This window comes from Pseudomonas lutea (assembly GCF_000759445.1).
Lineage (GTDB): Bacteria > Pseudomonadota > Gammaproteobacteria > Pseudomonadales > Pseudomonadaceae > Aquipseudomonas > Aquipseudomonas lutea.
The window spans coordinates 1995548-2010990 of record NZ_JRMB01000001.1 but is presented as its reverse complement, the minus strand read 5'-3'; the positions used below and the strand labels follow the sequence as shown (position 1 = coordinate 2010990).

The following is a 15443-nucleotide window of genomic DNA, read 5'->3' as shown; positions in this document are numbered from 1 at the left end:
CGGACATCCATGTCCGCAACGGCGCTCTCGCCGCATCCATGCGGCTCGGCCCACTGCGCAAGACCTGCGTTCAGCCTGCACCCAAGTCGCGATGGGTGTCGTCTGGACGTTATGTGTTTGAAGATCAAAGGCAGATCAACCGCAGATCAAAGGCAAATCGCGGCAGATTAATGCAGGTCGGGGGTAGATCACATGCAGATTAGCGGCTCCCCGGTTAAAGCCGGTCCTGCTGGATAAACGCGTTTTCCCGTAGGAGCCGGCTTGCTGGCGAATGCTTGCTCCCAGCTGCGTCTTCATATCTGACCCACCGCTTTCGCCAGCAAGCCGGTCCTACCGGGGATCACATTCGGTTGTCGATCGTCCCCGCGCTTCGCGTGGGCCTGCGCGCCGTGATGATCGGCGTCATAGCTGACTGCCTTTCTGATCGTTCCCACGCTCCGCGTGGTAACGCCGGTCCGGACGCTCCGCGTCCCTCTGAAGATATGGATTCAGGCCCAGGTAAGTGACGCCTTTACTAATGCCACGGCATGCTCACCGGTTTTGGCTGCACACACCCCTCTGTAGGAGCCGGCTTGCTGGCGAATGCTTGCTCCCAGCTGCGTCTTCGTATCTGACCCACCGCTTTCGCCAGCAAGCCGGCTCCTACCGGGGATCACGTTCGGGTGTCGATCGGTCCTACGATCCGCGTGGACACTCACCCGTGACGCTCCGCGCTCTGGTCCCGCTGTCCCGTGCCAAGCTGGCGCGTTTCCTGCAATCCCGTCCTTCATTCTGTTGTCTTTCGCGTGTTTTCCGGCGCGGGGGATGGCGTGTGGGGCCGGTATTACTGACCTCGACTTTTAATTCGGTGGGGATGGGCAATGTCCGGGGTTACGACTTCAGTATCCAGCGTCAAAAAAACTGCTTTGGCTAACGCTCACAATACGTTGCTGGTGATTTCGCGGGATCAGCCTGATTTCTTGCGCCGCACGTTGCAGTTTTACCGGGAATACGCCGGGCCGTTGCTGGTTCTTGATACGTCTGTCGAGGCGCCGTCGGTGGGGGCTGGCTTGGCGCCGGAGGTGACGGTTCTCCATGCGCCGCATTTGGCGGGGGCGAGCGCGGTACAGGCGCTGGCTCATGCGCTGGAGCGGGTGAATACGCCTTTCGTGACCCTTGCCAGGGTCGACGACTTCCTCATGGAGGACGCGCTGGCCGAGAGCGTGGGCTTTCTGCAGGACAACCCCGACTACGGTTTCTGCCACGGTTATTCCCTGAGCTATCGTGACACCGGCAGCCAGGTTGAGTATTTCCGTCGCGACAAAAAGGTACCGGAAGATGTGTGCGATGACTCCGCCGAGGAACGCGTCCAGCAGGCAATGGCGGCTTTCATTACCCCGGCGCAGGCGGTCATGCGCACCGAGCTGCTGCGCGAGTGGTGCAGCGCGGTGCCGGAGGACGTCAATGAGGTGTGGCATGGCATCGGCCTGGCCTGGTTCCTGATTGCCCGCGCCAAGGGACGAGTGCTGCCCCTGGCCTTCGCGGTCCGCGAGCAGACCACCGCGCCTGCGCGCAACAAGACCAGCCTCATTGCCGCGCTGAGCGACGCCGACCCGGTGTCTAAAAATACCCGCGAGTCGTTCGCCGACTTCCTCGCCTCCCTGTCAGGTGTCGCCCTCGGTGATGGCGCGAACACCGCGCGCGCCGTCGTGCTCGACAGTTTCAATACCCTGCTCAAGTGCGTGCGCGAAGACGCTGCTTCGGCCCACGAATTGATCATCGAATCCAGCTGGAAAAGCCCCCTGAGCGGACCGGTTCGGCGCTTCGGGGTCAATCAATATGTCGAGTTGCCGTTCTACAATCAGCCGTTCTTCGACCGCCTCGCCGATATCGAATTTCTGATGGGGGCGCTGCCGGCCGGATCGGCGCAGCGGGCCGAGCTGGAAGGCATGTGGGTGTCGCAGGCGCAATTGCTGACGCTGCACGACAACGACACCGCGCAGACCATCACCGAGCGGCTGTGGGAAGCGCTGGACGTCAACGTGTTTAACACGACGGTGGTCGCGCGGCTCGCCGAGCAACTGGCTCACCTTGACGAGCCCCAGGAGGCGCAGGGCATGCGTCAGTGGCTGGAGCGTCTTGAAGCGGTGGGCGCCGAGGACCGGCAGCACCTGCTGCATGCCACCGCGTCCGGTCAGCTGCTGCACTGGCTTGAAGGGCGCCGGCCGGATGCCGATGTCACCGCCAGGGCCGTTGCCCGTCTGGCGGCGGAGGGTGGCGGTGCGCAATTCGGGATCTTCCTGCTGGACCTCGAAGACGACATGCGCAAACTTCAGGTGACCCTGGACAGCCTCGTCGAGGGCGCCTACAAATCCTTCCGCATCGTTGTTTTCACCACCGGCGAACCGCCCGTGGCGACGTCTGTTCAGAACACGCTGCACTTCGTCAAAGTCAGCAAAAGCAACTACGTCGACAAGCTCAACCAGGTTGCCCGGCAGATCGCCTCTGGCTGGCTGATGCTGGTAGAGGCCGGTGACCAGTTCCTTCCCGGCGGGCTGCTGCGTGCGGCGCTGGAGCTGCAGGGCGCGAGCGATGTCCGCGCTGTCGCCGGTGACGAGATCCATCGCCAGTCCAATGGCGCGTTGAAAGATGTCCTGCGACCGGGCTTCAACCTCGACCTGCTGCTGCGCAACCCGGGATTGATGGCCCGTCACTGGCTGATCCGCAAGGACGTGTTGCTGGACGCGGGCGGTTACAGTGCTGATTTCACCGGCGCGCTGGAATTCGATCTGCTGTTGCGGGTAATCGAGCAGGGCGGCCCTTCGTGGCTGGCTCACCTGGACGAACCGCTGTTGATCAGCGCATCGCCCGAAGGCCTGGACAACAGCGACGAGCGTCTTGCGATCACACGCCACCTGACCGCGCTGGGCTACAAAGCGCACGTCACCTCGGCCCGTCCCGGCACCTGGCAGATCGACTATCGCCACGCCGAGCGTCCGCAAGTGACCGTGATCGTCCCCAGTCACGACAACCTTGACCAGTTGCAGCGCTGCCTGACGGCCATCCTGCAACGCACTCGCTATACGCGCTACGACGTGCTGATTGTCGACAACCACAGCCAGTCACCGCAGGTCCATGAATGGCTGGACCGTCAGCAACAGCAGAACAAACGCATCCGTGTGCTGCGCAGCGAGGTTGTCCTCAGCGAGGCTGCGCTGTACAACGCAGGCTCGCAACACGCCGACGGCGACTATCTGGTGCTGCTCGCAGCTGACAGCGAGGTGGTCAACCCGAACTGGATCGACGCCATGCTCAATCACGCGATGCGCCCCGAAGTGGCCGTGGTTGGCCCCAAACTCATTGAACGCGACGGCACCGTGACGGGCGCGGGCCTCATCCTGGGGATGAATGGCGGTGTGGGTTCGGCGTTTATTGGCGAGCTCAAAGAGGCGAGCGGTTACATGCAGCGCCTGGTGCTGGAGCAAAACTATTCGGCGGTGTCGCCTGCCTGCGTGATGGTGCGCAAGTCGTTGTTCCAATCCACGGGCGGTCTTGATGAGGCGCACTACGGTGACGCTTACGCGGTGGTGGATTTCTGCCTGAAGATCGGCCAGAGCGGTTTCCTGACGGTCTGGACACCTCAGGTTCACGTCGTGCATCCGGGCGAAACAAAACAGGCGCCGGCTGCATTGGCGCGCTTGCAGGCAGAATGGACCGCAGCGTTCGCTCATGATCTGGCCTATAACCAGAACATGAGCTTGTCAGGGAAGGGTTTCGCCCTCGACACCACGTCGCGTGCGGATTGGATGGCTCTGATCGCTTAAGGTCGCCCCCAGGTTAAGGACTTCAACATGTTCAACGGCAAATCAGTATTCATCTCCGGTGCCACCGGCTCCTTCGGCCGGATGTTCATCCGCACGCTGCTGGCGCGTTATCAGCCCCGGCGCGTGGTGGTCTTTTCCCGCGATGAGCTCAAGCAGTATGAAATGCAGCAGGAATTCAACGCCCCCTGCATGCGCTATTTCCTCGGGGACGTGCGCGACGCCGAGCGGGTGGTGCAGGGCATGCGCGGCATCGATTACGTGGTCCATGCTGCGGCCCTCAAACATGTGCCCGCGGCGGAATACAACCCGACCGAGTTCATCCGCACCAACGTCAATGGCGCGGAAAACATCATTGCGGCCGCCATCGCCAATGGCGTGACGAAAGTCGTGGCGCTGTCCACCGACAAGGCGGCCAGCCCGATCAACCTCTACGGCGCCACCAAGCTGCTGTCGGACAAATTGTTCGTCGCCGCCAACAACATCGGCGGCGAAGAGCAGACCCGTTTCGCTGTGGTGCGCTACGGCAACGTCGCTGGCTCGCGCGGTTCGATTGTGCCGTTCTTCAGCAAGCTGCTGGCCGGCGGTGCGGCCGAGCTGCCCATTACCGACCCGCGCATGACACGCTTCTGGATCACCCTGGACCATGGCGTCGATTTCGTGATGCAGAGCTTTGAGCGCATGCACGGCGGTGAAGTGTTCGTGCCCAAGATCCCCTCGGTGCGCATCGTCGACCTGGCCCAGGCCATGGCCCCGAAGCTGCCGCACAAGATCGTCGGCATTCGTCCCGGCGAGAAACTCCACGAGCTGATGGTGCCGCAGGACGATGCGCGCATGACCCTCGAGTTCGACGATCACTACACCATCGTGCCGTCGATTCGCTTCAACAACGTCGACACCGACTTCGCCGTGGATGCGACCGGCGCACAGGGCAAAGCGGTCCACGATGACTTTGAGTACCGCTCCGACACCAACCCGGACTTTCTGTCGATCCGCCAGATCGGCGAGCTGCACGCTGACGTCACGCCATGATTCCGTACGGCAGGCAAAGCGTTGATCAGGCTGATATCGATGCCGTTGTGGACGTGCTCAAGTCCGACTGGCTGACCCAGGGGCCGACCCTTGAGCGCTTCGAAAACGCCATGGCCGAGCGCTGTGAGGCCGGCTTTGGCGTGGCGGTGTGCAACGCCACGGCGGCGCTGCACATTGCCTGCCTGGCCGCAGGTCTCGGCCCGGGTGACTGGCTGTGGACCAGCCCGAACACCTTTCTGGCCTCGGCCAACTGCGGGCGCTACTGCGGCGCCGATGTGGATTTTGTCGACATCGACCCGCTGACCTGGAACCTCGACACCGCCGCGCTGGCGCGCAAGCTCGACGCGGCCGAGTTTGCGGGGCGACTGCCGAAGGTGCTGGTCGCTGTGGCATTTTCCGGCCAGAGCTGCGACATGCACGCCATCGGTGAGTTGGCCCGCCGTTACGGGTTTGTGGTGATCGAGGACGCCTCTCACGCCGTTGGCGCGCGCTACGCAGGGCGTCCGGTGGGCTGCGGCGAATTCGCCGACATGACTGTGTTCAGCTTCCACCCCGTGAAGATCGTGACAACCGGCGAAGGCGGCCTGGTGCTGACCAATCGGCCCGAACTCGCCGAGCATCTGCGCCGCCTGCGCAGCCATGGCATGACACGGGATGCCGCGCAGATGGACGAAGCCAGTCATGGCCCCTGGTACTACCAGCAAATCGAGCTCGGCTTCAACTATCGCCTGACCGATCTGCAAGCGGCACTCGGTCTCTCACAGTTGAACAAGCTGGACGCTTTTCTGGCCCGTCGCCGTGAGCTGGCGGCGCGTTATCAGACGCTGCTGGCGGACCTGCCGCTGAGCTTGCCCACCAGCCAGCCCGGCGCCGAGTCCGCCTGGCATCTGTACGTGGTGAGGCTGCAGACCGAGCGACTGGCGTTGAGTCATCGGCAAGTGTTCGAAGGGCTGCGCGCTGCCGGCATCGGTGTGAACGTTCATTACATTCCGGTGCACCTGCAGCCCTATTACCGCGAGCTGGGCTTCAAGGCCGGCGATTTTCCCGAGGCCGAGGCGTATTACGCGCAAGCCATCAGCCTGCCGCTGTACCCGGCGATGACCGACGCTCAGCAGGATGAAGTGGTCGATCAGCTGCGCCGCCTGCTCGGCGAAACGGCGCGGGCGGCCAACTGATGCGCGCCCTGTCATGAAAGGCCGTCGACCGTGAGCGCCATTGCGATCATTCCCGCACGCGGCGGCAGCCAGCGCATCCCGCGCAAGAACATCAAACTGTTCAACGGCGAGCCGATGATCGCCCATTCCATTCGCGTTGCGCTGGCAAGCGGGGTGTTCGACCGCGTCATCGTCAGCACTGACGACGAAGAAATCGCCGACGTCGCCCGCGCTTCTGGTGCCGAAGTGCCGTTCATGCGTCCTGCCTATCTGGCAGATGCGTATACCGGCACGGCGGCGGTCATTCAGCATGCGCTTCAGTCCGTCGCGGGCACTCTCAGTCAGCCATTCGATTACGCCTGCTGCATCTACGCCACTGCGCCGTTGTTGCAGGCGCGATTTCTCCGTCAGGGCTATGAAGCACTGCACGCGGCGCCGGAAAAATCCTATGCCTTCTCGGTGTCCAGCTTCGGCTTTCCGGTGCAGCGGGCGCTGTTGATTGACGGCGATGGCTGCGTGAACGCCATGTACCCGGAATTTCGCGGCGTGCGCTCTCAGGACCTGCCAGTGGCTTATCAGGATGCGGGGCAGTTTTACTGGGGTCGCAGCGATGCCTGGTTGCGCGGCGACACGGTCTTTTCCGAACTCAGCCTGCCGGTGATCCTGCCCCGGCATCTGGTGCAGGACATCGACAGCCCTGAGGACTGGCTGCGCGCAGAATATTTGTACGCTGCGCTGAAGGCAGGCGGGGAGCTGGAATGATGCGCGTGCTGATCCGTGCCGACGCGTCCGTGACCATCGGCAGCGGTCACATTGCCCGTTGCCTGACGCTGGCCCATGTATTGAAAAACATGGGCGCCGATGTGCGCTTTGCCTGTCGCGCATTGACCGGCCACCTGCTGGAGCGCCTGGCCGATCAGGGCTTCATCACGTACGCGCTGCCGGCTCGCTATCAGGCTGACGAAGACGAGGACATCGAAGCGCCCCTGCCGTGGCAGTCAGATGTGTCTGCCTTGGGTGAGCAATTGCAGGGGCAGCCCCCGTTCGACTGGCTAATTGTCGACCACTACGGGCTGGACGCGCGCTGGGAGAACGCGGCACGCGGGTTTGCAGCCCGAATCATGGCCATCGATGACCTGGCCAATCGGCCCCACGCGGTCGAGCTGTTGCTGGATCAGAATTTCAGCGCCCAGATGCTCGATCAATCTTACGCGCGCTGGGTCGGGCCTGAATGCCAGACGTTTCTGGGGCCGCGATTCGCTTTGCTGCGCGACGAGTTTCAGTGTGATCCCATTGCAATCAAGCCCCGGGTTGAACGGGTGTTGGTGAATTTTGGCGGTTTCGACGCGGCCGGCCAGGTGTACGCCACCTTGCTGGCGCTGGAAGGATTCGACGATGTACAGGTGGATGTTGTCGCCGGCCTGCATAACCCGCACTGGCAGGCAATGAGCGAGCTCGCCGCCTCTCGACCACTCTGGCGATTGCACACGCTGACCGGCGATTTTTTTGCGCTGATGCAGTCGGCGGATCTGTTCATCGGCGCGGGCGGCGGTACGACCTGGGAGCGCGCGGCGCTGGGCTTGCCGACGGTGTGCATTTCGGTGGCCAACAATCAGCAGCTCAACGCGCAGTTGCTCGCCGAGGCCGGGGTGCACCTGTACCTGGGCGCGCATGTACAACTGGACACTCGGCAACTGCGTGATGGCATCGCGCGAGTCATCGGTGACGCGGCGTTGCGTCGCGCTTTTGCCCGGGCGTCGAGGCGTTTGGTCGACGGGCGTGGTGCCAGGCGGATTGCCGAAGCGTTGACCGCCATTGATCGTGGCGCAGCAGCAGGGCAGGGCGCATGAAGCGTCGCCCGGCAACTTTTTCACGGACCGGCCCGGCGCCGGCCCACATCAGTTCAGTGAGTGAGCAACGATGAGTCATTTCAAGATCGGTTCCCGCAGCATCGGCCCCGACGCGCCGCCGTTTATCATTGCCGAGATGAGCGGCAACCATAACCAGTCTCTGGATCAGGCGTTGCGGATCGTCGAGGCGGCGGCCAAAGCGGGCGCCCACGCCTTGAAGTTACAGACGTACACCGCCGACACCATGACGCTGGACATCGCCGAGGGCGAGTTTTTCATCAAGGACCCCAACAGCCTGTGGGCCGGCACCTCGCTGTATGCGCTGTATCAGCAGGCGCACACGCCGTGGGAATGGCATGCGCCGATCTTCGAGCGAGCCAAAGCGCTTGGGATGCTTGCGTTTTCGACTCCGTTCGATGAGACCGCCGTAGACTTTCTGGAAACCCTCGACGTGCCGGCCTACAAGATCGCCAGTTTCGAGAACACCGATATCCCGCTGATTCGCAAGGTCGCGGCCACCGGCAAGCCGATGATCATTTCCACCGGCATGGCCAGCATCGCCGAACTGGACGAAAGCGTGCGCGCGGCCAGGGCAGCGGGTTGCAAAGACCTGGTGTTGCTTAAATGCACCAGCACTTATCCGGCAACACCGGCCAACAGCCACATCCGCACGATTCCTCATCTGGCCGGGCTGTTTGGCTGCCAGGTGGGCCTTTCCGATCACACCATGGGCGTCGGCGTGTCGGTGGCGGCGGTGGCCATGGGCGCAACGGTCATCGAGAAACACTTCACCCTCGACCGTGCCGATGGCGGCGTGGATGCCAGTTTTTCCCTTGAACCGGCGGAGATGGCCAGCCTGGTCGTCGAAACCGAGCGCGCCTGGGCCGGCATGGGCCACGTGCAATACGGTGCCACCGAAGCCGAACAGAAATCATTGCAGTACCGACGCTCGCTCTATGTGGTGCGAGACATCGCCGAAGGCGAGGCTTTCAGCGCAGACAACATCCGAGCGATTCGCCCCGGCCTGGGCCTGGCGCCCAAGCACATCGACGCCGTGCTGGGGCGCAAGGCACGCCACGCCTTGAAACGCGGCACCGCGTTGAATTGGGAAGTGGTCGGTTAAGAAAGAGGGTCGTACAGCGCAAAACCGATGCCTGCCGTCAAGGGTGCGTACCACCCAAAAACCGATGCTTGGCGCCGAGGGTGTTCCAGCGCAGCCCCGGTGTAGGAGCGCGCTTGCCCGCGAAGGGGCCGGTACATCCGATAAATTTTTAGCGTCTTAAACGCAGTCTTCGCGGGCAAGCGCGCTCCTACAAATGCCAGGTTCGCCCGACCGGTGTGTGGCCGCCGAGGGTTTCTACGGCGCAAAACCGATGCGTTACGGCCGAGGGTGCGTACAGCGCAGCCCCGTTGTAGGAGCGCGCTTGCCCGCGAAGGGGCCGGTACATCCGATAGATCCCTAGCGTCTGAAACGCAGCCTTCGCGGGCAAGCGCGCTCCTACAAATGCCAGGTTCGCCCGACCGGTGTGTGGCCGCCGAGGGTTTCTACGGCGCAAAACCGATGCGTTACGGCCGAGGGTGCGTACAGCGCAGCCCCGTTGTAGGAGCGCGCTTGCCCGCGAAGGGGCCGGTACATCCGATAGATCCCTAGCGTCTGAAACGCAGCCTTCGCGGGCAAGCGCGCTCCTACAAATATCAGGTTTCGCTCGCTGGTTTTGCGAGCGCGCATAAGGGCCTCCTCCCGGCTGAAGCCGGTCCTACAACCCGCCACACTCCGATGACATCTTCATGTCAATTGCCTGTCTGAGCGGCAATCCGGCCTTGCGCAGCACCCGTCGGTCAGCTAAAAGCATGTAAAACTTTTGGTGACCTGTGGGTCATAACGCGCATCTTCACTGTATCGTGTTGGCGGGCCGTGACGTCAACGGGCTGTTTGCAGAGTGACTTCTGGTGTCGCCCTGGCGTATGCGTCGCCTTTCTACCAGGCCGCAAGCCCCCGAATTTTCAACGCCCCGCCTAATCGCGCCGGGTGATGTTCAGCAGTTTTTTATTGGGAAGCCATGATGATTGGCATCAAGAGCATAGCGAGTTATGTGCCCACAGCCGGCGTCGACAATTACGCCCAGGGTGCCAAATTCGGAAAGGATGAAGACTTCATCCTTGGCAAGATCGGTTCCGCTTTTCTGCCGCGCAAAGACGATGCTCAGGAAACCTCCGACCTGTGTGTCGAAGCGGTCAACCAGCTGTTTGCCAACAACCCGGCGCTGTCGCGGGACTCCATCGACGCGCTGATTGTCGTCACCCAGAACGGCGACGAAGAGGGCCTGCCGCACACGGCCGCCATCGTGCAGCACAAGCTGGGCCTGCCCACCCACGTCGCCGCGTTCGATATTTCCCTGGGCTGTTCGGGTTACGTCTACGGCATTTACGCGCTCAAGGGGTTCATGGAAGCGACCGGGCTGAAAAACGGTTTGCTGGTCACCGCCGACCCGTATTCCAAGATCGTCGACCCCGAAGACCGCAACACCACCATGCTCTTCGGCGACGCCGCCACCGCCACCTGGATGAGCGACGACGCCCCATGGCAGCTGGGCAAATCCAAGTTCGGCACCGACGGCTCTGGCGCGGAATTCCTCAAGACCACCGACGGCGCCTTCTACATGAACGGCCGTCAGGTGTTCAACTTCGCTCTGGTCAAAGTGCCGGCGCACCTCAACGAGTTGCTGGCGGACTCCGGCCTGCAATCCTCTGACGTCGACGCGTTCTGCATCCACCAGGGCAGCGCCGCCATTGTCGATGCGGTCGCCCGTCGTTTCGAGGACGGCAAGGCGCCGGAGAAGTTCGTCAAGGACATGCTCGAAACCGGCAACACGGTGTCCTCCAGCATTCCGCTGCTGCTTGAAAAGCATGTGATGAACGCCAGCTGGAAACGCATCGCAGTCAGCGGCTTCGGCGTGGGCTTGTCGTGGGGCTCGGCGATCCTATATCGTCCGTGACAGCGCTGCACCCGGCCGTACCCGGCCTGCACAACGGCGACACTGAATTTCAGGTCGCCGTTGTGCGTTTTGCAGGCCTCACCGGAAAAGGATTGCCGTCTTGAGCGAGATACTTCAGCACAACCTCGCTGTCATCGAGCAACGCTGGCCGGACGTGGCCCAGCGATTGTGCGGCGAAGACGCCGGGTCCGTTCCCGCGCAGTTGCTGGAAGGTCGTGAATCGACCTTGAGCATCCACGGTGTTCAGCTCACCAGTCGCCATGACCGCTTCGCCGAAGCGCTGACCCAGGCGCACAGTCTTCCGGTCCACAGCCCGGTGGTGCACATTTACGGCACCGCGTTGGGTGACCTGCAGCGGGTGATGCTGGCGGACCCTTCGCTGCAGAACCTGCATGTCCATATCCTCAACGGTGCGTTGTGCGCACTGGTGCTGCAATTGCTGGATCAGCACGACTGGCTGTCGGACCCGCGAGTGACGCTGGCCTATGCCGACGTCCGCGACGAAATCCAGCTGCCATTTTTCGCCTTGCCCGCCGAGCTGGTGCTCGCTGATGACTCCAGCGCACGCATCCGTGATCGCCTGGTCAGCGAGGTCCACGTCGGCTTCAACAATGAGGCGTTTGTCGCAGATACGCCGGACAATGCGCGCTTGCTGGAGCAGGGCAGGGACCTGCTGCAACGCGACACTGATGTCGCTGCGCTGTTCGCTGCCCAGCCGGGGCGCGACGTGTTCGTCATCGCCACGGGACCGAGTCTTCAGCAACACCTGCCGCGCCTCCTGAAGGCCTCCACAAGCGCCGAGCGGCCGCTGATCATCTGCGTCGACACCGCCTACGTGCCGTTGCGCAACCAGGGCATCCAGGTCGATATCGTTGTCACCATCGACCATCGCATCACCTCGCGGCACTTGCCCGCCGACGATTCGGCCGGCGTTGCGCTGGTGTATCTGCCCGGCCAGGACGTTGCCATGCTCGAAGGGTGGCAAGGGCCGCGCTACGCAGGCTATTCCACCAGTCCGCTGTACGCCCGGCTGCGCGCGGAGATTCCCCGGGCCACACTGCATGTGGGCGGCAGCGTCATCCACCCGGCCGTTGACCTTGCCGTGAAAATGGGCGCGGCGCGCGTCACCCTGTTTGGCGCCGACTTCGCCTTTCCCGGCGGCAAGACCCACACCGGTTGGCAGGACGGCGACCTCGGCCCTGCATCCAGCATCGCCAAACACTGGGTGCGGGACGGGCGCGGCAACAAGGTCAAGACGCAGCTCAACTTTCGCAGCTACCTCATCGAACTCGAGCGCTACATCGCTCGCCACCCGCAGGTGGCGTTCTTCAACACCAGCCGCGATGGCGCGCTCATCGCCGGCACCCACTTCGACCCTGACTGGACCGCACCATGACCCTGCATCAAGCCACCATTGACGAGGCGCGCGATTGCGCACGGCTGTTTCGTCTGGGCCGCGACATCGAAGGGGCGCTGAAGATGGTCGAGCTGATTGACCGCTCAATGCCGTTGCTCGGTGAAATGTCGGCTGTCGACCAGGCCAAGGGCGCGCAAGTGCTGGGCGAAATCCTGGCGTGTCAGGAACGTCAGGACTGGATAGGGTTGGCAGATTGGCTTGAAGTAGAGTTTGTAGAGCTGTTCTGAACGCCGTTTCCATTAAGAATCCAGTGAAAGAAACTTCCTACATTAGTTTCAGTTTTATCTGAAAACAGCGCGCGCGGCCGGTTGTTTTTTAGTGTTTTTTTTATTGTCGGATTATTCAAATAGTTAGGCAGGTTTAACCCCTGCAGTTGTCGGGGTTGAAAGTCCGTGGTGGGCGATTGTGGGTTAAAGCCCATGCAGGGCTCGTCGATAGGTGGACAGTAAGTTCTTCGGGAGAAAGGGACTTCCCCGAGTGTTCGAGAACTTTCCGTTCTTATCAACGAGGAATTAAAAATGGCTTTAACTGTTAATACGAATATTGCGTCGCTGTCTGTTCAGAGGAATCTGGGCCGCTCTTCCGACTCCCTAAGCACCGCCATGACGAGGCTTTCCTCTGGTCTGCGCATTAACAGCGCCAAAGATGACGCAGCTGGAATGCAGATTGCCACCCGGCTTACCACGCAGATTCGAGGGCTCACTGTAGCAGCCAGAAATGCAAACGATGCCATCTCAGTTATTCAAACAACCGAAGGCGCACTGCAAGAGTCCATTGGTATTTTGCAGCGGATGCGTGAGCTGGCTGTGCAAGCCAAAAACGGAACTAACAGCCCAAGTGATCGGGCCGCTTCCAATAAAGAGTTTGATGAAAAAGTAGCGGAGCTTAATCGCCTTGCCGGCAGCACCAAGTTTGGTCAGGACTTGAAACTGCTGGATGGCAGCGCGGGCATTTTAACTTTTCACGTAGGCGCCAACACGGGTCCTGATGAGCAAATCGATGTAGCACTTACAGAAGACTTCTCCGGGAAGGCGCTGTTCACCGCGAAAGAGGACACCGCGGCGGTGACAGCGGAACTTGGCGACGCCGCAGCGAACAAGCCGCTGGTGGTCGGCAGCCGAGACATTAAAGCCGGGGACGATATCACCCCGAAAATCGACGGGTCCGGCATCTACGTGGGGCTCACGCGAGCTGACCCTTTGAAGCCCACCAAAGCGGAGCTGGAGCTGGAATCTGCCGTGACAGCTAAAAACATCGACGATGCGATCATCCAGATCGACAAGGCGTTGGCCACGGTGTCTGCGGCCACCGCCGAACTGGGCGCCAAGCAGAACCGGCTGACCTCGACCATTTCCAACATCACCAATATCGTCGAGAACGTCACCGCTTCGCGCGGACGGATAGAAGACGTCGACTTCGCCGCCGAAACAGCGGAGCTCACCAAACAGCAAACCCTGCAACAAGCCTCCACCGCCATCCTGTCACAGGCCAATCAGCTGCCAGCTGCCGTTCTCAAGCTGCTGCAATAACCAAGGCCTCTCTATAGAGAGGGCAACCACACCGGGCGCGCCTTGGGGCGCGCCCCTCTTTATGTGCACTGGTTAACAAAATGCCGAGTCCGGTTAAAGCTTCAAGGGGTTGGGCCGAAACGTTGTGTATCCCCGGACAACACTCTGCGGGGGTGGCGCTCTGGTGGCAAAAAATTTTGAAAAAGCCCTCAAGCTCCTGGCAACCGCGACGATAAACATTATGTAGGTTCTCTAGGCCACACCCGGCGCTTGCCAGGGCCGGAAAGCCGCAGTACCCAACCAACGAGGAATTCATCATGGCTTTAGGCGTAAACACCAACGTAGCTTCCCTGGCTGTTCAGAAGAACCTGTCAAAAGCTTCCGATGCACTGTCGACTTCGATGACTCGTCTGTCTTCCGGTCTGAAAATCAACAGCGCTAAAGACGACGCAGCCGGCCTGCAGATCGCCACTCGCGAAACTTCGCAAATCCGCGGCCAGACTGTTGCAATCAAGAACGCCAACGACGGTATCTCGATGGCTCAGACTGCTGAAGGCGCTCTGCAAGAGTCCACCAACATTCTGCAGCGTATGCGTGAACTGGCTGTTCAGTCGCGAAACGACACTAACGGCACGGCTGACCGTACCGCTCTGAACGCTGAATTCGGTCAGATGTCCGACGAACTGACTCGTATCTCGTCTTCGACCAACCTCAACGGCAAGAACCTGCTGGACGGTTCGGCTGGCACCATGACCCTGCAAGTCGGTTCGAGCACTGGCTCGGCCAACCGCATCGACCTGGTTCTGAGCTCCAAGTTCGACGCTACTTCCCTGTCGGTTGCAAGCGGTTCGGTTGCGATCACTGGCACCAGCGCCACCGCCAGCACCAACATCGACAACGCAATCACTGCAATTGACGCTGCTCTGGCAACGATCAACAGCACTCGTGCAAACCTCGGTGCTTCGCAAAGCCGTCTGACCAGCACCATTTCCAACCTGCAAAACGTTAACGAAAACGCCACTGCTGCACTGGGCCGTATTCAAGACACCGACTTCGCCGCTGAAACCGCTAACCTGACCAAACAACAGACTCTGCAACAGGCTTCCACCTCTGTTCTGGCCCAGGCTAACCAGCTGCCATCCGCTGTTCTGAAACTGCTTCAGTAATCACGGTTTGAGTTTTGGCGGGGGAGTATGCTTGCGTGCTCTCCCGCTTTTTACTTTCAGAGGTGAGTGGGCATGGAAATAAGTAGCAGACCGAACTTTGCTTATCCAGTGATCCAGTCGATGCCCGCGGTGCCTGTGGTTGCTGACAAGCCAGCCGTGGCGCCTCAAGTCGTTTCTGCTCCTGCTGCCGCAGCGCAGTCGGACACTTCGACGCGAAAAGACTCGGAACCTGGTGAAAAGTCGGAAGAACTGGAAGCCGCAGTCAAACAGATGGAACAGTTCTTTCAGTCGGTTCATCGCAATCTGGAATTTTCCATCGACGACAAATCGGGGAAAGTTGTGGTGAAAGTCATTGCCACCGAGACAGGTGAAGTGGTGCGGCAATTGCCCTCCGCCGAAGCGTTGAAACTCGCCGACAGTCTCAAGAACGCAAACAGCCTGTTGTTTGACGCAAAAGTTTAATTGGCACCCAGCGTGAACGCGATACTTGTGCATCGCGTGCTCGTCACACTGCCAACCA

At 61.2% G+C, this 15443-nt stretch carries 12 protein-coding genes; all 12 read left to right on the top strand.

What is annotated here, in order from left to right; translation table 11 throughout:
• Nucleotides 1–905 precede the first annotated feature (905 nt).
• The 12 genes from LT42_RS08645 (at nt 906) to LT42_RS08585 (ending at nt 15385) form a co-directional block, all read left to right on the top strand.
• Nucleotides 906–3803 (top strand): TIGR00180 family glycosyltransferase, encoded by a 2898-nt coding sequence (locus tag LT42_RS08645; protein WP_276209502.1) that lies wholly within the window; start codon nt 906–908, stop codon nt 3801–3803.
• 27 nt (nt 3804–3830) lie between these two features.
• A complete protein-coding gene (gene pseB / locus LT42_RS08640; protein ID WP_037011600.1) occupies nt 3831–4832 on the top strand; it encodes a UDP-N-acetylglucosamine 4,6-dehydratase (inverting) in 1002 nt (333 codons plus the stop codon).
• On the top strand, nt 4829–6007 hold the full coding sequence (gene pseC / locus LT42_RS08635; RefSeq protein WP_037011598.1) for a UDP-4-amino-4,6-dideoxy-N-acetyl-beta-L-altrosamine transaminase: 1179 nt from the start codon (nt 4829–4831) through the stop codon (nt 6005–6007). The genes pseB and pseC overlap by 4 nt, the downstream gene beginning before the upstream one ends.
• A 30-nt stretch (nt 6008–6037) precedes the next feature.
• On the top strand, nt 6038–6748 hold the full coding sequence (pseF, locus tag LT42_RS08630; RefSeq protein WP_037011597.1) for a pseudaminic acid cytidylyltransferase: 711 nt from the start codon (nt 6038–6040) through the stop codon (nt 6746–6748).
• Nucleotides 6745–7836 (top strand): UDP-2,4-diacetamido-2,4,6-trideoxy-beta-L-altropyranose hydrolase, encoded by a 1092-nt coding sequence (gene pseG, locus LT42_RS08625; protein WP_070356515.1) that lies wholly within the window; start codon nt 6745–6747, stop codon nt 7834–7836. Before pseF ends, pseG begins: the two co-directional genes overlap by 4 nt.
• Nucleotides 7837–7906: 70 nt before the next feature.
• Complete coding sequence (gene pseI, locus LT42_RS08620) at nt 7907–8959, top strand: pseudaminic acid synthase (protein ID WP_037011596.1); 1053 nt, start codon at nt 7907–7909, stop codon at nt 8957–8959.
• A gap of 940 nt (nt 8960–9899) precedes the next feature.
• Nucleotides 9900–10832, top strand: coding sequence for a ketoacyl-ACP synthase III (locus tag LT42_RS08610; RefSeq protein WP_037011592.1), 933 nt, complete (start codon nt 9900–9902; stop codon nt 10830–10832).
• A gap of 100 nt (nt 10833–10932) precedes the next feature.
• Complete coding sequence (locus tag LT42_RS08605; RefSeq protein WP_037011590.1) at nt 10933–12228, top strand: motility associated factor glycosyltransferase family protein; 1296 nt, start codon at nt 10933–10935, stop codon at nt 12226–12228.
• Nucleotides 12225–12476 carry a hypothetical protein gene (locus LT42_RS08600; RefSeq protein WP_037011589.1) on the top strand — a complete coding sequence of 84 codons (252 nt, stop codon included), beginning with the start codon at nt 12225–12227 and terminating at the stop codon, nt 12474–12476. The genes LT42_RS08605 and LT42_RS08600 overlap by 4 nt, the downstream gene beginning before the upstream one ends.
• Nucleotides 12477–12767: 291 nt before the next feature.
• Nucleotides 12768–13778, top strand: a complete 1011-nt coding sequence (locus tag LT42_RS26515) for a flagellin N-terminal helical domain-containing protein (protein ID WP_037011587.1) — start codon at nt 12768–12770, stop codon at nt 13776–13778.
• A gap of 296 nt (nt 13779–14074) precedes the next feature.
• Nucleotides 14075–14923: a flagellin domain-containing protein gene (locus LT42_RS08590; RefSeq protein WP_037011586.1), complete on the top strand. Its 849-nt coding sequence runs from the start codon at nt 14075–14077 to the stop codon at nt 14921–14923.
• 72 nt (nt 14924–14995) lie between these two features.
• Nucleotides 14996–15385, top strand: a complete 390-nt coding sequence (locus tag LT42_RS08585; protein ID WP_037011584.1) for a flagellar protein FlaG — start codon at nt 14996–14998, stop codon at nt 15383–15385.
• Nucleotides 15386–15443 lie beyond the last annotated feature (58 nt).

Coding starts and splice junctions, on each gene's coding strand:
- pseC (WP_037011598.1), top strand. CDS start 4,829: ATGATTCCGTACGGCAGGCAAAGCGTTGATCAGGCTGATATCGATGCC.
- LT42_RS26515 (WP_037011587.1), top strand. CDS start 12,768: ATGGCTTTAACTGTTAATACGAATATTGCGTCGCTGTCTGTTCAGAGG.
- pseI (WP_037011596.1), top strand. CDS start 7,907: ATGAGTCATTTCAAGATCGGTTCCCGCAGCATCGGCCCCGACGCGCCG.
- pseB (WP_037011600.1), top strand. CDS start 3,831: ATGTTCAACGGCAAATCAGTATTCATCTCCGGTGCCACCGGCTCCTTC.
- pseG (WP_070356515.1), top strand. CDS start 6,745: ATGATGCGCGTGCTGATCCGTGCCGACGCGTCCGTGACCATCGGCAGC.
- LT42_RS08610 (WP_037011592.1), top strand. CDS start 9,900: ATGATTGGCATCAAGAGCATAGCGAGTTATGTGCCCACAGCCGGCGTC.
- LT42_RS08590 (WP_037011586.1), top strand. CDS start 14,075: ATGGCTTTAGGCGTAAACACCAACGTAGCTTCCCTGGCTGTTCAGAAG.
- LT42_RS08585 (WP_037011584.1), top strand. CDS start 14,996: ATGGAAATAAGTAGCAGACCGAACTTTGCTTATCCAGTGATCCAGTCG.
- LT42_RS08600 (WP_037011589.1), top strand. CDS start 12,225: ATGACCCTGCATCAAGCCACCATTGACGAGGCGCGCGATTGCGCACGG.